At 42.0% G+C, this 18,678-nt stretch carries 18 protein-coding genes, 1 pseudogene and 1 riboswitch; of the genes and pseudogenes, 17 read left to right on the top strand and 2 right to left on the bottom strand.

Features of this window, described 5'->3' with window-relative positions:
* Positions 1 to 55 precede the first annotated feature (55 nt).
* The gene (locus AWT60_RS01655; protein WP_218676792.1) at positions 56 to 1,879 is read right to left on the bottom strand and encodes an acyltransferase family protein; all 1,824 of its coding nucleotides are present in this window, start codon (positions 1,877 to 1,879) and stop codon (positions 56 to 58) included.
* Positions 1,880 to 2,104: 225 nt separating this feature from the next.
* On the opposite strand from AWT60_RS01655, the gene AWT60_RS01650 reads away from it, so the two are divergent.
* The 11 genes and pseudogenes from AWT60_RS01650 (at position 2,105) to AWT60_RS01600 (ending at position 12,432) form a co-directional block, all read left to right on the top strand.
* The gene (locus AWT60_RS01650) at positions 2,105 to 2,980 is read left to right on the top strand and encodes an aldose 1-epimerase family protein (protein ID WP_218676791.1); all 876 of its coding nucleotides are present in this window, start codon (positions 2,105 to 2,107) and stop codon (positions 2,978 to 2,980) included.
* A gap of 60 nt (positions 2,981 to 3,040) precedes the next feature.
* Positions 3,041 to 3,985, top strand: coding sequence for a DNA-binding transcriptional repressor DeoR (locus AWT60_RS01645; protein WP_034624115.1), 945 nt, complete (start codon positions 3,041 to 3,043; stop codon positions 3,983 to 3,985).
* An 84-nt stretch (positions 3,986 to 4,069) separates the two neighbouring features.
* Positions 4,070 to 4,741 carry a deoxyribose-phosphate aldolase gene (gene deoC / locus AWT60_RS01640; protein ID WP_024423938.1) on the top strand — a complete coding sequence of 224 codons (672 nt, stop codon included), beginning with the start codon at positions 4,070 to 4,072 and terminating at the stop codon, positions 4,739 to 4,741.
* Between the two features lie 166 nt (positions 4,742 to 4,907).
* Positions 4,908 to 6,089, top strand: a complete 1,182-nt coding sequence (locus tag AWT60_RS01635; protein WP_017368363.1) for a NupC/NupG family nucleoside CNT transporter — start codon at positions 4,908 to 4,910, stop codon at positions 6,087 to 6,089.
* Positions 6,090 to 6,114: 25 nt separating this feature from the next.
* On the top strand, positions 6,115 to 7,416 hold the full coding sequence (locus AWT60_RS01630) for a pyrimidine-nucleoside phosphorylase (protein WP_024427551.1): 1,302 nt from the start codon (positions 6,115 to 6,117) through the stop codon (positions 7,414 to 7,416).
* A 151-nt stretch (positions 7,417 to 7,567) separates the two neighbouring features.
* Positions 7,568 to 8,052: pseudogene (locus tag AWT60_RS01625) on the top strand (MarR family winged helix-turn-helix transcriptional regulator).
* A 13-nt stretch (positions 8,053 to 8,065) separates the two neighbouring features.
* Positions 8,066 to 8,704, top strand: a complete 639-nt coding sequence (locus AWT60_RS01620) for a nitroreductase family protein (RefSeq protein WP_024427550.1) — start codon at positions 8,066 to 8,068, stop codon at positions 8,702 to 8,704.
* A 25-nt stretch (positions 8,705 to 8,729) separates the two neighbouring features.
* Complete coding sequence (locus AWT60_RS01615; RefSeq protein ID WP_024423933.1) at positions 8,730 to 9,023, top strand: putative quinol monooxygenase; 294 nt, start codon at positions 8,730 to 8,732, stop codon at positions 9,021 to 9,023.
* A 189-nt stretch (positions 9,024 to 9,212) separates the two neighbouring features.
* The gene (locus AWT60_RS01610; RefSeq protein ID WP_218676790.1) at positions 9,213 to 11,594 is read left to right on the top strand and encodes an immune inhibitor A domain-containing protein; all 2,382 of its coding nucleotides are present in this window, start codon (positions 9,213 to 9,215) and stop codon (positions 11,592 to 11,594) included.
* 206 nt (positions 11,595 to 11,800) lie between these two features.
* Complete coding sequence (locus tag AWT60_RS01605) at positions 11,801 to 12,055, top strand: ORF6C domain-containing protein (RefSeq protein WP_012011773.1); 255 nt, start codon at positions 11,801 to 11,803, stop codon at positions 12,053 to 12,055.
* A gap of 5 nt (positions 12,056 to 12,060) precedes the next feature.
* Positions 12,061 to 12,432 (top strand): DUF1304 domain-containing protein, encoded by a 372-nt coding sequence (locus AWT60_RS01600; RefSeq protein ID WP_034281380.1) that lies wholly within the window; start codon positions 12,061 to 12,063, stop codon positions 12,430 to 12,432.
* A 34-nt stretch (positions 12,433 to 12,466) separates the two neighbouring features.
* Here the strand turns inward: AWT60_RS01600 and AWT60_RS01595 are convergent, their stop codons facing one another.
* Complete coding sequence (locus AWT60_RS01595; protein ID WP_003214630.1) at positions 12,467 to 12,631, bottom strand: hypothetical protein; 165 nt, start codon at positions 12,629 to 12,631, stop codon at positions 12,467 to 12,469.
* 255 nt (positions 12,632 to 12,886) lie between these two features.
* Here AWT60_RS01595 and AWT60_RS01590 point away from each other — a divergent pair, with 255 nt between their 5' ends.
* The 6 genes from AWT60_RS01590 (at position 12,887) to AWT60_RS01565 (ending at position 18,639) form a co-directional block, all read left to right on the top strand.
* On the top strand, positions 12,887 to 13,543 hold the full coding sequence (locus tag AWT60_RS01590; RefSeq protein ID WP_218676789.1) for a type 1 glutamine amidotransferase domain-containing protein: 657 nt from the start codon (positions 12,887 to 12,889) through the stop codon (positions 13,541 to 13,543).
* A gap of 141 nt (positions 13,544 to 13,684) precedes the next feature.
* On the top strand, positions 13,685 to 14,812 hold the full coding sequence (locus AWT60_RS01585; RefSeq protein WP_076840550.1) for a hypothetical protein: 1,128 nt from the start codon (positions 13,685 to 13,687) through the stop codon (positions 14,810 to 14,812).
* Positions 14,813 to 14,868: 56 nt separating this feature from the next.
* A riboswitch (TPP riboswitch) is annotated at positions 14,869 to 14,972 on the top strand.
* Positions 14,973 to 15,059: 87 nt separating this feature from the next.
* Positions 15,060 to 15,746: a thiaminase II gene (gene tenA / locus AWT60_RS01580; RefSeq protein WP_076840549.1), complete on the top strand. Its 687-nt coding sequence runs from the start codon at positions 15,060 to 15,062 to the stop codon at positions 15,744 to 15,746.
* Positions 15,743 to 16,342 carry an ECF transporter S component gene (locus AWT60_RS01575; protein ID WP_024423927.1) on the top strand — a complete coding sequence of 200 codons (600 nt, stop codon included), beginning with the start codon at positions 15,743 to 15,745 and terminating at the stop codon, positions 16,340 to 16,342. Before tenA ends, AWT60_RS01575 begins: the two co-directional genes overlap by 4 nt.
* A complete protein-coding gene (locus tag AWT60_RS01570; protein WP_218676788.1) occupies positions 16,317 to 17,915 on the top strand; it encodes an ABC transporter ATP-binding protein in 1,599 nt (532 codons plus the stop codon). Before AWT60_RS01575 ends, AWT60_RS01570 begins: the two co-directional genes overlap by 26 nt.
* A complete protein-coding gene (locus AWT60_RS01565) occupies positions 17,905 to 18,639 on the top strand; it encodes an energy-coupling factor transporter transmembrane component T family protein (RefSeq protein WP_218676787.1) in 735 nt (244 codons plus the stop codon). Before AWT60_RS01570 ends, AWT60_RS01565 begins: the two co-directional genes overlap by 11 nt.
* Positions 18,640 to 18,678 lie beyond the last annotated feature (39 nt).

Here is an 18,678-nt window from a genome sequence, read left to right as displayed (position 1 = left end):
GACTGCAAAGGTTTTCTATCACGCTGAAAAAAAGACTAGCATTCTGCTAGTCTTTTTATGATGACGTCGACACATCCCCTTTTTTCTTAATGCTTGCTGTGATGAGCTGTGTCAATGTGTCAGAACCTTTTTTTGAAAGGTGGACCCCATCGGACTGAAAATAGGATGGCTGTCCAGTAGCGGCTGAATGCCAATCGACCAAGGTAACATTTTGATCTTGATCGGCCACTCGCTGAATTACCGTATTTACATCATTTTCCCATGATCTAGGGACCCTCGTGTTCACTAGGAAAATATGTGCCTTTGAAAAGTTTTGAATGAATGCTTTCAGCGTGTCCTCAGTAAAATAACCATTTGTGCCAAGTTCAATGATAACAGCAGCATCAGATTGATTAAATGATTTGTATTGAGGGGCGATGCTGATGGCTTCGTTCATCTGTCTGCCAACTTTCCCATCGATGGTGATTTGTTTATATGCTTTTTCAAGATTCGGCGCAATGTCTAGCATGACAGAATCACCAATGGCAAGAACTTGGTGAAATTGTTTTTGATCAGCTGCTTTTTTCTCGTGCTTTTCTTTCTTTTTCTTCGCTTTTGATTCCGATGGTTCGGCTGTTTTTTTCGGTGCTGTCTTAATTTGCGTCACTTCCTTCACATGTGGAGATGAAGAGGGCGAGTTAGACATGCCGATAATAAATAAGATCAAAAGAGCTGCGGTGATTCCAAGGAACACCTTATTAGATGTAGACCACTGTTTGATTCCTTTTTTCCAAATAGACCAAGAGGAAAAATATTGTCTGAAGCCATGCTGGCGGATCGGTTGTTCGATGAAGCGATAGGAAGCCTCAGCAACTAGTAAAATGGCGATGAGCTGCAATGTGACACGCGCTATGGAAGGCTGTCCAATTTCAATGACCGGTGTGGTCAGTACGATAATGGGATAATGCCACAAATAAATACCATAAGACCGCTTACCTAGCCAGACGAGCGGCTGAAAGGACAGCCATTTCCCTATAAGACTTGCAGGATGGCAGACGCACGCAATTAAGATGGCCGCATTCAGACAGAATAAAAGCATGCCGCCCTGATAGAGAAAGGCATCGAAATCGTCCACTGCATAAACACAAAGAAGGAAAATCGCAAACGAACCGAACCCGGCAATATGTAAAATACGTCTGCCAACAGGAAGTAATTTTTTGCTGGACAGTCTTTGCATAGGCCACACAAATGCCAGGCTGCATCCAATCAGGAGCGCAAATGCACGAGTATCTGTTCCATAATAAACCCTGCTTGGATCGGTATCTGGTGAATAAAGAATCGCCATCCATAAGGCAGAGACAAGAGCAAGTCCAAAGGTGATCATAGGCAGATGCGATCTGTTTTTTACCCATTTCAGCCCTGCTATCAACAGTACCGGCCAAATGATATAAAATTGCTCTTCTATTGCCAGAGACCACAAATTTTTCAGTGGAGATAGGGCATTGAAGCTATCAAAATATGAAAGCTGATGAAAAATGTACCACCAGTTACTGACATAAAAAAAGGACGATATGGCATCGCCACGAATGGACAATAATGCGTTTGATCCAGCAATCGCGCACCAGCTGACGGTTATAAAAATCATGATGTAAGCTGCTGGAAGAAGCCTCCTGATCCGTCCCATCCAAAATGGCAAAAGCTCTTGATAGCCTAAATCCTGCTTATGTAACAAGATCGTTGTTATCAAGTAACCAGAAATGACAAAAAATAAATCAACGCCAAGAAACCCGCCGCTTGCGGGTCCGATATGTAAGTGATAAGCAATGACTGCCAATACAGCAACGGCTCTTAGTCCATCTAATCCTAAAATATAACGAAAACGATTTTCCTTGCTGTTCATGAAAATGAATCCCCCATCAATGTCAAACGCTTCTTTTTGTCGTTCATTCAAAAGAGCAACGATTCTTTTATTTTATATAAGATTAGACGAATCAGCATTACATTTTGTTGGCGAATTTCTGTCTTTTTTAAAATTTTTTTAATTGGTGAGTAAGAGATGTCGAATTTGATACTCAAAACCAAAATCCCTGTCATAATAAAAGAAGAAGGAAAGGGGATGTATTGAATGAAAACGATTGAAAATGATCAGTTATTGGTTCAGATTCATGAAAAAGGAGCGGAAGTCAGGGAGGTGCTTGACAAGGAAAGCGGGCGTCACTATATGTGGTCTGGTGATCCAGCTTATTGGGGCAGGGTGTCGCCTGTCTTGTTTCCGATTGTTGGGCGATTAATGAATGATCAATACAAGATTGACGATCAAACCTTCGAGCTCACACAGCATGGGTTTTTACGTGATGTCAATTTTGATTTATATGAAGAAACGAAGCATACGGTGACCTTTCAATATGAATCAAGAGGCCGGCACGTGAAGCAATACCCGTATGAATTTACAGCGCGAATTCGTTATGAACTATTGGAAAATGGACTGAAGATTTCCTGGGAAATTGATCATGACGGAGAGGATACGATGTATTTCTCCATTGGAGGACACCCAGCATTTCGTATTCCGCTTGTTGAAGGTGAGCAAACATCAGATTATTCACTCACATTGACATCTTCCACTGAACATCTCCCTGTGCAATATGAGCTGCGGAATTCACTTGTCAGGGAGAAAGAAAAAGGCATTCAGCTTGAACCGATCCAGCTTCGCCCAGAGCTTTTTCAGCATGATGCGATGATCTTTAGCCATATCAATCGAGTGTCATTGACTTCAGGGGCAGGTCACGGAGTTGAGGTCGATCTCACTGGCTTTCCTTTCGTTGGCATTTGGTCGCCTTATGATCAAGAAAAAGGAACGATGGCTCCTTTTGTTTGTATTGAGCCGTGGTATGGCATCGCCGATAGGGAAGGGACGCATGGACAGTATAAAGAGAAGTTTGGCATTCAAACATTAGAAAAGAATGAGACCTTTCATGCCGCTTATACAATTTTCTTTAAATGAACATTTGTGCATGATGAGGTGAACAATTTGTTATGATAGAAGAAAAAAGGGGGCGTATGAATGGATCGAGAGAAACAACAGCTGAGTATTGAAGCGGCAAGGCTTTACTATTTGTCTGATTACAGCCAGCAGGAAATTGCCAAACAGCTCAACTTGTCGAGACCGACCGTATCTCGGCTGCTTCAATATGCGAAAGAGAAGGGATACGTCCAGATTACGGTGATGGATCCGTTTGAGGATTTAAACGAGCTTTCTTCATTGCTCAAGGAAAAATATGACCTTCTCGAAGCACATGTGGTGTTTTCGCCAAAGGACGACTATCCAACCATCACCGATTATTTGAGCCGATTTGGTGCAGATTACTTGCAAGAGACGGTGAAAGACGGTGATATCGTTGGCGTGAGCTGGGGAACGACTATGTATCAAATTGCACAAAAGATGCAACCTAAACAGGTAAAAGGTGTGGAGGTTGTCCAGCTCAAGGGTGGAATCAGCCATTCTCATGTGAATACATATTCTGCGGAAACCATCCAGCTGTTTGCTGAGGCCTTTCAAACAGCACCGCGCTATTTGCCGCTTCCTGTTGTATTTGATAGTGCTGCTGTCAAGGAAATGGTGGAGCAGGACAGACATATTCAGCGAATTATTGAAATGGGCAAGCAGGCGAATATCGCTGTGTTTACTGTTGGAACGGTAAGAGATGAAGCACTTTTGTTTAGACTAGGTTATTTCCGTGAAGAAGAAAAAGCGCTCCTCAAGGAATCCAGTGTTGGAGACATTTGCTCGCGTTTTTATGATCAAGATGGACGCATTTGCAGTGAAGCCATTAACAATCGCACAATTGGCGTAGAGCTAGATGATTTAAGGACAAAAGAACGATCCATTCTTGTCGCTGGCGGTCATCGAAAGGTGGCTTCTATACACGGTGCACTAAGAGGGAAATATGCCAATGTATTGATCATCGATCAGCACACAGCGAGGGCTCTTTTAAATGTCACAAAATAGATGAACAAAATTTCATAACCATGTTTACAATTGTTCATCCGTCATATATGATGAAAGTATCATAATTAAAAGGAAGTGTGAAGCATGACGATAGCAAAGCTCATTGATCATACAGCACTAAAACCAGATACAACTAGAGCTGCAATTATGCAGTTACTTGAAGAAGCAAAGACTCATCAATTTGCATCTGTTTGCGTAAACCCAACTTGGGTATCTCTAGCGTCGAAAGAACTAGCCGGAACAGGTGTTGATGTATGTACAGTCATCGGTTTCCCGTTAGGCGCAAACACAACAGCGGTGAAAGCATTCGAAACAAAGGATGCCATTGAAAACGGTGCAACAGAAGTGGACATGGTCATCAATGTTGCGGCATTGAAAGACGGCGAATATGATGTGGTTGAACAAGATATTCGTGCAGTTGTAGACGCAGCAAAAGGCAAAGCATTAGTGAAAGTCATTATTGAAACATGTTTACTTACTGATGAAGAAAAAGTTAAAGCTTGTGAGCTTTCAGTGAAAGCGGGCGCAGATTTTGTGAAAACATCGACTGGATTTAGTACAGGCGGTGCAACGGCTGAGGACATTGCATTAATGCGTAAAACAGTAGGACCTGACATCGGTGTGAAAGCATCAGGCGGCGTGAGAACAAAAGAAGACGTTGAGGCAATGACTGCAGCAGGTGCTACGCGTATTGGCGCTAGTGCAGGCGTTTCCATTATCAAAGGGGATCAATCAGCTCCTTCGAAAGACTATTAATTCATACGATCCTATGGTAGGATAACATTCATGACTCATAAATGATGAAAAAGTCATATGCGGAAGGAACTCACTTCTGGGAATTTCTTCCGCGTTTTGTTTGCGAAATAGGGTTTGTTCCATACAAGCGCATTAATGTAAACGAATTCATTCAAGGAGGAAAAACATGAAATACGTGATTGGTATCATCGGTTTGCTAGTGATTCTCGCCATTGCATGGCTGGCTAGTAATGGAAAAAAACGAGTGAAATTCCGTCCAGTAATTGTCATGATTGTACTGCAATTTATTTTAGGTTATATTCTGCTCAATACAGGTGTTGGAAACTTCCTAGTCGGAGGCTTTGCAAAAGGATTCCAAATGCTTCTAGGCTATGCCGGCGAAGGAATCAACTTTGTATTTGGCGGGTTAATGAATGATAATGCGTCCACTTTCTTCATCAATGTTTTACTGCCGATCGTCTTTATCTCGGCGTTAATCGGTATTCTGCAGCATTGGCGTATTCTTCCGCTTATCGTACGCGGAATCGGATATTTGCTTAGTAAAGTGAACGGTATGGGGAAACTAGAATCTTACAACGCAGTAGCGTCTGCGATTTTAGGTCAATCAGAAGTCTTTATTTCTATTAAGAAACAGCTTGGATTATTACCTCAGCAGCGTCTTTATACATTATGTGCATCTGCAATGTCGACGGTATCGATGTCGATTGTTGGTGCGTACATGCAAATGATTAAACCAGAGTATGTGGTTACAGCACTTGTGCTGAACCTATTTGGTGGATTTATTATCGCATCAATCATCAATCCGTATGAAGTGTCTAAGGATGAAGACATGCTTGAAGTCGTCGAGGAAGAAAGACAATCCTTCTTCGAAATGCTTGGCGAATACATTATGGATGGTTTCAAAGTAGCGATTGTTGTTGCTGCAATGTTGATTGGATTCGTTGCATTAATTGCGATGATTAACGGTATCTTTACAGCAGTCATCGGTGTTTCTTTCCAAGATGTACTTGGATATGTCTTTGCTCCATTTGCGTTCCTTGTCGGTGTACCTTGGAGCGAAGCGGTACAAGCAGGAAGCATTATGGCGACCAAAATGGTATCGAACGAATTTGTTGCGATGCTCGCTCTATCTGGAGACGGCCTGCATTTCACTGCTCGTACAGAAGCGATTATTTCTGTATTCCTTGTATCATTTGCGAACTTCTCTTCTATCGGCATCATTGCTGGAGCAGTCAAAGGCTTAAACGAAAAGCAAGGAAACGTAGTCGCACGCTTTGGATTAAAGCTGTTATTCGGTGCAACTCTTGTCAGCTTCTTAACAGCAGGCGTTGTCGGTTTGATTTACTAATTTAAAAAAAGGAATGGTGAAAACAATGAGAATGGTAGATATCATTGCGAAAAAACGTGACGGAAAAGAATTAACTTCAGAGGAAATTTCTTTCTTTGTCAAAGGTTATACGGACGGAACAATTCCTGACTACCAAGCAAGTGCCTTGGCTATGGCGATTTTCTTCCAAGATATGACGGATCAAGAACGTGCAGACTTAACACTCGCTATGGCGAACTCAGGAGATACAATTGACCTGTCTGCCATTGACGGTATTAAAGTAGACAAGCACTCGACAGGCGGTGTAGGCGATACAACAACGCTTGTACTCGCTCCTCTTGTTGCGGCACTAGATGTACCTGTTGCGAAAATGTCAGGGCGCGGTCTTGGGCATACAGGCGGTACAGTGGACAAGCTTGAAGCGGTCAAAGGCTTTCACGTAGAAATTACAAAAGACGAATTCATCGAGCTCGTGAACCGTCATAAAGTAGCAGTTATTGGCCAATCAGGCAACCTGACACCAGCTGATAAAAAGCTGTATGCTCTTCGTGATGTGACAGGAACTGTTAACTCAATTCCGCTTATTGCAAGCTCCATTATGAGTAAGAAAATTGCTGCTGGTGCAGATGCGATTGTACTTGATGTGAAAACAGGCGCAGGTGCTTTCATGAAAACACCAGAAGACTCAGAAAAGCTTGCAAAAGCCATGGTACGCATCGGAAACAACGTAGGCAGACAAACAATGGCGGTTATCTCTGACATGTCTCAGCCGCTAGGATTAGCGATTGGAAATTCCCTTGAAGTGAAAGAAGCGATTGACACACTCCGAGGCGAAGGTCCTGAAGACTTAAACGAGCTTGTGCTCACATTAGGAAGTCAAATGGTCGTTCTTGCGAAAAAAGCAGACACACTTGATGAAGCAAGAGAAAAGCTGATTGAAGTGATGAAAAACGGCAAAGCACTTGAGAAATTCAAGGAATTCTTAGAAAACCAAGGTGGAGACAGCTCAATTGTGGATCAGCCTGAAAAACTGCCGCAAGCACCTTACAAAATCGAAGTACCTGCAAAAGAATCAGGTGTCGTAGCTGAAATCGTCGCGGACGAAATCGGTGTTGCAGCGATGATTCTTGGAGCAGGACGCGCAACAAAAGAGGACGATATCGACCTATCTGTCGGCATTATGCTGAACAAAAAAGTGGGCGATCGTGTTGAAAAAGGAGATTCACTTGTGACTCTGCATGCGAATCGTGAAGATGTTGCAAATGTCATGGAGAAAATTTATGACAACATCCGCATTGCTGATCATGCCGATGCACCAACATTGATCCACACAGTCATTACTGAATAAAGAAAAAGGACAAAAGTGATTCGTCGCTTTTGTCTTTTTTTATGGTCATTTTAGGCCCGTCTTTTTCTATTGAAATAAAAAAATTCACTTTATGAAACAAACCTCTTGCAATCATCAAACAATGGGTGTATATTAATTGACGAGTCAATGATTGATATATCAAGTAATTGATTTCTGAATAGAAAAGAGGGGATGGCATTGACTGCATTTTGCTCTGAAGAGGCAGAGGTATTATATCGTTTGCAGTGCGTGAACCGTATGATGGGCGTGAAGTTCGAAGCATGCACGGGCATCAGCCAATCAAGACTTGAGTTGCTATCGCTGTTATTCCAAGCCGATGAAATCAGCCAATCAGATTTGCAGAAAAAAGTAAATATTGATAGTGCAGCTGTGACGCGTCATTTAAAACAGCTAGAAACAAAAGGAATGGTCACACGCAGAAGAAAACCAGAAGATAATCGAGTCACACTTGTCCGCTTAACAGAAGAAGGCAGAACGAGAATCGAAGCTTCTAAAATAGAAAAAGAACGATTTATCTCAGAAATGCTTGAAAACGTAAGTGAAGAAGAACGAAGGCTTCTCACTGATGTGCTCATCCGTATACAACAAAACATCGAAAAGATTCAAACAACCTAAAGGAGTGTTACACATGGCTACAACATTAAAAACAAACGATTTTATGGAAATTATGAAAGGGCGCCGCTCTATTCGTAACTATGATCCATCTGTGAAAATCAGCAAAGAAGAAATGACAGAGATTTTAGAAGAAGCAACAACTGCACCATCATCAGTAAATGCACAGCCTTGGCGCTTCATGGTTATTGACAGCCCAGAAGGAAAAGAAAAGCTTGCACCACTTGCAAAATTCAACCAAACTCAAGTGTCAACATCAGCAGCTGTCATTGCAGTATTTGCAGATATGAAAAGCAATGAATACTTAGAAGAAATTTATTCAAAAGCAGTAGAGCATGGCTACATGCCGCAAGAAGTGAAAGAAAGACAAATTGCTGCATTAACTGCACACTTTGAGGTTCTTCCAGAGCAAGTGAACCGCGAAACCATCTTAATTGACGGTGGGATTGTGTCTATGCAGCTTATGCTTGCTGCACGTGCACACGGTTATGATACAAATCCAATTGGCGGATATGATAAAGAAGTCATCGCTGAAACATTTGGATGGGATAAAGAACGTTATGTACCAGTCATGCTGCTATCAATTGGGAAAGCAGCAGACGAAGGCTATGCATCTTACCGCTTACCGGTTGATCGTATTGCTGAGTGGAAATAATATCTTTTCAAAAGGAGACGATCAAATGATTATTATTCATGCAGGGATGACCATTCATCCAGAAAAAGAAAACGTATTTTTAGAAGAAATCAACGAGTTAATGAAAGCTTCACAGGCTGAAGAAGGCAATGTTTCCTACAAGCTGTTCAAGGATACAGAAAAGGAAAATACCTTTTTAATGGTAGAAGTGTGGAAAGATGACGCTGCGGTTCAGAGCCATAATGCAAGTGCTCATTTCCAGGCTTTCGTAGCGAAGGCAAAAGAATTCTTAGCCGCTCCACTTGACGTGGTTGCCTTTCAAGGCCAGCAGCTTTCATAGAAAAACAACAAACACCCTAGGCGGTTATCGCCTAGGGTTCTTTTATTTTCGACATATGGTTCCACCCATTTCATTCACGTATTGTGCATTTTCCACAAAATTTCTGAAAATAAAATGTTTTTCGACTTAACTATATTGGAATATGCTAGAATTAGATATTATTTATTACCAAAATAGGGAGGAACCAATATGAAAAAAGGGAAATGGACGAAAATTGCACTAACCGCTGTCCTAAGTTTAGGCACATTGACAGCTTTCAGCACCCCTCTATCTGCCCACACCACAGAAAAATCAACATCCTCTGATGGCGGTCATTATTCAGGTATTCCATTTGACTCAAGTGTCGTGAATGAAGACCGTCTTGTCAAAGCCTTGAAAAAACAAGGAAAGATCAAAAAGAATGCCAATGAGGCAGAAACCCAAAAAGCATTAAAGAACTATCTAAAGAAAAAAGAAGAATCAGCAATGAAACAAAGTGCCAGCACCTTAACAGAAGAGCCTGAATTCCTGAAAGAATACAAACAAGAGGTACATAACAAACTTGCCAAAAAGAAAAAATTAAAGAAGCATAAAGGAAAAGAAAGCAATCAAGTAAAACCGGTCAAAAAGGAAAAGTATAAAGGTGACGTCCGCAATGATAAAGTATTGGTTTTATTAGTAGATTTTAAAGATTATAAGCATAATAGTATTAAAAAAGAAGAGACTGATATGTACTATGACAAGTACGATCAACAGCACTATCAAGATATGCTTTTCGGAAAAAATGGCTACATCGGTCCTGATGGGAAACGGAAAGTATCCATGAAGCAATACTATGAAAAGCAGTCCGGCGGCAGTTACACAGTTAGTGGAACAGTTGCAGGATGGTATACAGCGAAGCATGATGCAGCTTATTACGGCGGGAACGTACCTGACGATTCAGGCAGTGACGGCAGACCGCGCGAATTGGTGAAAGAAGCACTCGAAGCAGCAGCAAAAGATCCGAATATTGATCTCAGCGAGTATGATCAATGGGACCGTTATGATATTGATGGCGACGGTGTTTATAACGAGCCAGACGGCATCATTGACCATCTGATGGTCGTTCACGCCGGCGTAGGTGAAGAAGCAGGCGGTGGACAACTTGGCGCTGATGCGATTTGGTCACACCGCTGGTCACTTGGTGATGTATTTGAAATTCCGGATACTGAATCTGAAGTTGGTCAAGGCGGGAAATTAGGCGCGTTGGATTACACCATCGAGCCTGAAGATGGCGCAGCAGGTGTGTTCACACATGAATTCGGACATGATCTTGGTCTTCCTGACGAGTACGATACACAGTACACAGGCAGAGGAGAGCCCGTTTCTTACTGGTCGATCATGTCAAGCGGAAGCTGGGCAGGTAAAGTTCCTGGTACGGAACCAACAGGCTTTAGCCCATATGCGAAAGAAATGCTTCAAAATCTGCATGGAGGCAACTGGCTTTCTGGACAAACCATCGATGGTAAAACATTAAAGAAAAGCAAAACAGTATTAATTGATGAAGCAGCAACAAAAGGAACGAACCATGATGCCGTTCGAGTCGATTTACCAGATAAAGAGATTGTCGTCACGACACCTGCTCAAGGGAAATATTCGTACTTCAGCGGAACGGGTGACAATTTGAATGCAACCATGACGACAACAGGTATTGATTTGTCAAAAGGAAGCAAAGCAGAGCTGACATTTAAAGCATGGTACGATATTGAAGAAGATTATGATTATGCGTATGTCGAAGTGCGTGAAACAGGGACTGATCAATGGAAGACCATCGCGGGTAACATCACGAATGATCGAAATGAAGCAGGTGCAAACGAAGGCAATGGCATCGACGGAAAATCAGACGGCTGGGTAGATGCAGCCTTTGACCTGTCTGCTTATGCAGGGAAGAAAATCGACCTGCAATTCCGTTACACAACTGATGCAGGCTATGCACTCCCAGGCTTATTCGTAGATGACCTGAACGTCACAGCAGATGGAGCGAAAGTATGGTCAGATGATGCCGAGGGCACGTCTACTTTTACCTTTAATGGATTCTCAAAATCTAATGGAAAACAATATGCAGCACAATACTATTTACTAGAGTGGCGCTCTTATGCTGATGTCGATAAAGGCTTAAAGCATATTAAACGCGGGGCAAGTCTGATGAGCTATAATAACGGGTTGGTTGTTTGGTATGTCGATCAATCATACAGTGATAACTGGGTAGGAAAACATCCGGGGAACGGCTTCCTTGGCGTAGTAGATGCAGATCAGCAAGTATTAAAATGGAGTGATGGTTCCATTGCCGCAACAGGGTTCCAAGTACATGATGCAGCATTCTCTTTGAATCCAAGTACGAAGCTGAATATAGATTATACAGCCACAACGGGCTTAACTTTGCAAGATCGCTACATTCGCCCGGCTCGTACATTTAGTGATAAAAAGAACTATGTGAATCCAAACAACCCAGATGCAGGACGCGATGTACCGACATATGGGTTATCCTTTAAAGTCGTTGGACAAAGTAAGGATCGTTCTGTTGGAAAGGTGTTAATTTCGAAAAGTAACTAAATAGAAAGCCGGATTCTATCATTGAATCCGGCTTTTTGATATGTGAGAAAAGGATTGTGAGGGCACGATTGTTTTTTCAATCGAATGTCTGTTCTTTTTTATTTTGATATCCGAATGAAACCATTATATAATAGACACTGGAAGGTTTTTCTTTTAACCAAGATTCTTTTTAGCTGTTAAAACAAAGGAAAGGATGAGCGTTACCAATGAGTTGTGTCACTGCCAAGCAATTAAAGGTGATTCGAGGGACGATGCAGACTTTTTGCAGCCATTTGGAGTATGATGGCCACGGTAAGCTTCATATCAATACCATCATGGCTTTTATTAAAAAGGAATTCGGCGTGAGAAAAATGAAAGACATTCCACAAAGTCGCTTTACAGAAGCGCTAGAATTAATACAAGACTTTGATTTATACACGGACAAAATAGAGATTCGTGACCGTCTATCAGAAAGGAATTAACTAAATTGAATATTTTAGCAATGATTTTAGTAGGAATTGTCGCATTAGAACACATTGTCATCATGTTATTAGAAATGTTTTTTATGGAATCAAAGATGGCGAAGCGATCTTTTAAGCTGCCAGAACACTTGCAAAAAGATCCAAATGTCAAAGTGATGTTTGCCAATCAGGGGCTTTATAACGGGTTTTTAGCTGCAGGACTCATTTGGGGGCTCATTCTTGGATCGAATACCGTTGGATATATGATTCAGCTGTTTTTCATTCTTTGTGTGATCATCGCAGCAGTATTTGGCGGTGTAACATCTAATAAATCAATTATCATCAAACAAGGAGTACCAGCACTGCTTGCACTCATTGCACTGATGCTGGCGATCTAATCTTAAATAAAGCCGCCCCTAGTGAGGGCGGCTTTTATCTTTTTCGAAGACCCATTAAACGAATAATGGATGTCAGACAAAGGGCAACGGCAACGGCCAAAATGATTTTTCCGTACATGACCCCCGTTAGGTTCATCAAAAAGACGGCCAATATAATACAGAGCGTGATGATGATCATCACAATCGAATAGGTTTTCATCTCTTTTCCACTCCTTTAAAAATCTCCTCTTGTGACGAGAGATCTGTCAATCTTTCCTCATATTATATCACTCAATGACAATTTTACATGAAATTCCCTACCAATAGAATGTGACATATTGATTAGATTTGGAGTCATACCATATTTTTTAGAAAATCGGGTATATCATAATGAGCTGGCCTGAATTCATATTGCTTGATATTTAATTGCGCAAAATATAAAATGGCCACAGGATAAATCGAAAGGATGATCAAGATGAGTAAGAAAGTGTTATTAGTATCGACAAGCAGCCCGGAAATGAATGGACATCCAACAGGCTTATGGCTAGAAGAGTTAGCAGAGCCATTTCATATTTTTAAAGAAAATGAACTAGAAGTACAAATTGTCTCTATTCAAGGTGGCGCTGTACCAATTGACAAAAATTCAATTCCTGAAGGTGTCCCAGCGCAGTATCAAGATGTGTATGAATTACTTCAAGACACAAAGGCGCTTACAGATGTGAATCCCGCTGATTATGACGGAATTTTCTTTGCTGGAGGACACGGCCCTATGATCGACTTTGCGTCTAATCAACTGGTAGCGGATGCGATCTTAGCGCTTTCAGATAAAAATGGTGCGATCGGAGCCGTTTGTCATGGCGTTTCAGCATTCGTTGATGTGAAGGACCAAAATGGCAAATCATTTATCGAAGGCAAAAAAATCACAGGCTTCACAAATGAAGAAGAGGAAGCCGTGCAGTTGACATCAAAAGTTCCATTTTTATTGGAAACAAAACTTCGTGAGCAGGGGGCAGCGTTTGAAAAAGGAGAGGCCTTTGCGCCATTTGCTGTCGTTGACGGACAAATCATCACTGGACAAAATCCGGGGTCAAGTGCAGAAACAGCACGCTTGTTTGTCAAAACCATTGCATAAAACGATCAAAAACCAGTCGTGACTCATGCGGCTGGTTTTTTTGTTATAAAAATGTCCCAAAAAAGACCAAAACAATAATTAGAATAATGGTAAAATAATCACAGGGTAAAAAACCCAAATGAGGAAAAAGGGGATGTTCCTGTGAGAGCATTTTATGTCAAAATCACCGCAGCTTTACTGTCTGTTTTACTCGTCGCAACAGGTTTGTTTTCACCAGCATTAAAAGCAGAAGAAGCACCGAAATCAGAAGGGAAAATATCACCACTGACGGAAAAAGCGATTCAGCAAGTGCAAGAATCGTTTGAAAAGCAGGATGAAGGAACCGCTATTCAACAGAAGCAAGTGAAAAAATCATTTAAAGTGAATAAGAAGAAAGGAATCAGTATCAAACGAAAAGCTGCTAAAGAAGGCAAAATGCGCACGTCTGCCGTTCGCTCCATTGATGGACTAGCTATTAATCAATCGGCTGTCTTAACAGAGGACGACCCAGTTGATTTATGGTTTTTAAGCACATCTTCACCTCAGGCACTCATCAGCCGGATTACCTCTTCAAATCCTGATTATTTTGTTCAATTATTTGTTGTTGATTATGAAACAGGACAAGCCTACCCGACAGATTTAATTCAACCGGCAGGCAGCCTGCTTGGATTGACCAATTTACCAGCAGGTGATTATGCATTCGGTATTACAAGCGGCGGAGAATTTGGAGATTCCTACACGATACAAGTGAATGCAAAAAACCCGCCCAATTTCACGGGGGCTGTATCCCTTTCGTCCACCTTTCAATATTTTGTAGCTGAGTATGCAAACGGTGATGTTTTCGCAAATGGTACAAAAGTGTACAATAAGCAAACAAAGACAGCAAATTATGAATGGGAGCGTGTTTTTTATTTCTCTTATGATGGAAAATACGAACAAAGAACTCATTCAATCTCAAGTGTGAAAGTAAAAAGTATTTCGGCTCCTGTGTCATACTCAGCTCCTTATGCGAGCTCCTCAGAAGCCATCCTCGTTTACTTAGATGTTGAGACATTGTTTATGTACCATCAATCATCATATGCAAGCGGGCAATATTACCATGATACCTTTGTTGATACACTCGGGAAGACAACACCAAGACGCTTAGATATTGATGATATGACAAATTACGGTGATCATATTTTAGCTGTAGATTTAAAAACAGGAAAGCCGATTGATTTCTTCAGTGTTCTGAATTTCTACTATGCTGCAGGGATCGAGAAGCTGCCAACAATCAGAACGTTGAATTAAGAAAGGCGGTTGACATCAAATCGCCACATGTGTAGAGTAAAGATAATTAAATGACAAAAGTCCACTAGGGGAGTCATGTATGACTGAGACAAGAGAAAATCTTGGACCCTTTGAACCTGATCTAGTTCGTACTAGCGGAGGGAAGTGGAGCTGGACCTTGTCTTATTCATGATTGAATCGATAAGAAGGCCGCTCCATTTGGGGTGGCTTTTTCATTTATTCAACTGAAGAAGAGGAGGCTTTTTTTATGACATTTTCTACGCAATTAAGGAAAGAAGCAGAACCGTTATTTGAAGCCATTTATCAGCATCCGTTCGTCAGAGGCCTGGCAGCAGGAAAGCTGGAAAAGGAACAAATCATTCATTACGTCAAACAAGATGCAGAATACTTACAAGCATTCATTAAAATTTATGCAGCAGCGCTCAGCAAATGTACAGACAGAGAGGATATTGCGTTTTTTCATCAGCAGATTGCGTTTGTACTAGATAGTGAGACGCACCCTCATCAAAACCTTTGCCGAGTGGCAGGAGTAGCATATGATGAGCTCCAAGGTGCTTCTTTGGCTCCGAGTGCTCACCACTATATACATCATATGTTGCAAGTTGCGCAAGAAGGCACGCTTGGTGAAATCATCGCTGTCCTGCTTCCATGTCCTTGGACATATTGGGAAATAGGGAAACGAATGCTTACAGATGTGCAGCCAGACCCGTCACATCCGTTTTATGAGTGGATCACATTTTATGGAGGATTAACTGATTCTGTCACAGGTGAGCTTTGCAGGCGGCTCGATCAATTGGCGGAAGCAGCAAGTGAGAAGGAAAAGGAAAAAATGAAACAGCATTTTATCTTAAGCTGCCAGCTCGAGTACAAGTTTTGGGAAATGGCCTTCACTGTTGAAGAGTGGCCAGTTCAACTGGAGGTGCATTCATCATGACATGGAAGATGAAAGAAGTCGTCCTTGCGGTGATTTTATCTGTTGCGTGCGGTGTGATCTATTTAGGGTGGTCCACGCTATACTTACCGATTACAGCACTTGTTGGCCCAGCAGGAGGCAACATCATGTTTGGAATATGGGTCATTGCCAGTCCAATCGTTGCATATATCATTCAAAAGCCGGGGGCTGCTCTGATTGCAGAAACAGCCGCCGCGGCTGTGGAATTATTGACAGGCAGCCACTTTGGACTTTCAGCTCTGCTGATTGGTGTATGCCAAGGGCTTGGGGCAGAAATCGCCTTTGCTCTTTTTGGTTATAAACGATATCGCATGTGGACACTGATGCTCTCTGGTGCCTTTGCCGCTATCGGAGCGATGGCGTACAGTCTCGTGGCAAATGGCTTTGGTTATTACACGCCTCAAGTTTTACTTATGACCCTTGTGACTCAAATGATCAGTGGAATGATACTTGGCGGCTGCCTTGCGAAAGTGGTGGTAGACGCACTATCCAAAACAGGTGTACTGAATCAATATGCCATCATGAAAGAAAAACGAAACAAAGGTGAACAGCATGAATTCATTTCTCGCGTGCAATGAACTCTCTGTCCGTTTTTATGAACAGCCTAAGCCCGTTTTGCATCAAATCTCCCTTACGATTCAAAAAGGGGAAAAGGTGCTTATTTTAGGACCGAGCGGAAGCGGGAAATCCACGCTCATTTCGGTTCTGGCTGGAATCATTCCAGAGCATGTGGAAGCAGACATGCAGGGTGAAGTGGTGCTGCAAAGACATACAGGCGTCATGTTTCAAGATCCAGACTCTCAGTTTTGTATGCACCGCGTCAATGAAGAAATTGCCTTTAGCTTAGAGAACCGTTCCGTTCCTCGTGAAGAGATGGATGACATCATTCAGCAGCTCATGCAAAAAGTCCAACTGAATGTCGATCCGCATACAGAGATTCACACTTTATCTGGCGGCATGAAGCAGCGATTGGCACTTGCTTGTTTACTCGCATTACAGCCGGATGTTCTATTCTTTGATGAACCGACCGCACAGCTTGACCCGGCAGGTAGAATGGACATATTTCAACTGCTGCAGCAGCTTGCAGCCGATCAGCAGCAGACCATGATTTTTGTAGAGCATGTGCTTGACGGTGTCATCGAATGGATGGACCGGGTGATTCTATTAGATGATCAAGGCAGCATTTTAGCAGATGGATCTCCAAAAGATGTGCTCACGACATATGAGGAAGAAATGAAAGAGGCAGGGATTTGGCGGCCCAAATTATTTCCCGAGAAATGGTCCACGATCATTCAAGATCCATATCATCCACTGAGTCAAACTTTTATGCAAACCTTTAAAGCACGAAAAGAGCAGCGTGAAAAAGTGCCATCAATCGAACGAAAGACAATGATTCGTACAGAAAATCTTCAATTAAGCTACGGGAAAAAAAGGATTATGAGTGATCTCCAGCTTGATATCAAATCAGGGGATTGGGTGGCGATCATTGGGGAAAATGGAAGTGGAAAAAGCACACTTCTCAAACATTTGGTTCGTTTAGAGCCAACGAAAAAAGGCCACATTTTCTTAAAAGATACACTCCTAAAAAAGTGGTCAGACCGAGAACTATATGAAAAAGCAGGCTTTGTGTTTCAAAATCCGGAGCTTCAATTTATACAAGACACAGTATTCAATGAAATTGCCTTTGGCGGCAGACAGCGAAACTGGCCAGAATCTGTCGTACAAGAAAAAACGGTTCAGCTGCTGAAAGAGTTCGGTTTAGAGAAGCATGCAAAAGCACATCCCTTCACCTTAAGTTTAGGGCAAAAAAGAAGATTGAGTGTTGCCACGATGCTCCTTTTTGATCAAGATGTATTGCTGTTAGATGAGCCGACTTTCGGGCAGGATGAAAAAACGGCGAAGGAATTGATGAGGCGTTTAAAAGAGCGTCAGCGCCAAGGCACTACCATTGTGATGGTCACACATGATATGGAGCTTGTCGATGAGTGTGCCGATCAAGTGCTTCTGTTTCATCAAGGGAAGCATGTGTATCATGGCACCCCTTATGATTTATTTTCAAATCAAGAACTTGTCGATGCTTATCAGCTGAGAGCTCCTTTACATTATCGCTATGTGGCAGAAAGAAAGGACGTGCTGACGATTGCAAAGTAATCACTCCTTTCTTTCTAATGTGAATCCAGTCATGAAATTACTCGCTCATCTGCTTGCGATGGGCTGTCTCATGTCGATTTCTGACCCTAAAACTACCTTTATCATTTGGCTGTTTGCTCTTGGCATTGGAGTTGTTTTAGGTGGATGGAATATGAAGTATCTCGTTACAAGGCTTGTCCCTTATCTGCTCTTTTTTATTCTCGTGTTCTGGATGATGGCGGCCTTCGGCAAGGGGGATCATACCGTTTGGAAGTGGGCATGGTTTCATATCACAGAGGAGAGTTTAAGAAATGGGCTCACCATCGCTTTTAGAATGCTTGGATTTGTGACATTTGGTCTCCTTTTTACGTCCACTACAGATTTGACGGCATTTATGATGAGTCTGATTCACCAATGCCGAATGTCCCCAAAATGGGCGTATGGCATGCTTGCCGGCTTCCGGTTTATTCCGCTATTTCAAAGTGAATTAAAACAAATGAAAGCTGCACATAAAATCAGAGGCTACAAGCAAAAAAACAGCTGGAAAGCCTTTATGCGTTATGCATTGCCCCTTTTTACACAAGGTGTACGAAAATCAGAGCGCTTAGCGATTGCGATGGAAGCCAGGGGCTTTACTGGGACGAGAGAGCGAACGTATTATCATATCATCAGCACCTCATGGATTGACTATATGTATCTTTTTCTCATCGGTATCAGTGTCTTCATGTGCATTTACTTTGTTTAAAAAACACCCACATTCTCTTGATAGAATGTGGGCTTTTTA

Source organism: Bacillus sp. F2HM (genome assembly GCF_019266135.1).
Lineage (GTDB): Bacteria > Bacillota > Bacilli > Bacillales > Bacillaceae > Bacillus > Bacillus safensis.
The sequence above is the reverse complement of the archived record's forward strand: the minus strand, read 5'-3'. Positions and strand labels throughout refer to the sequence as shown.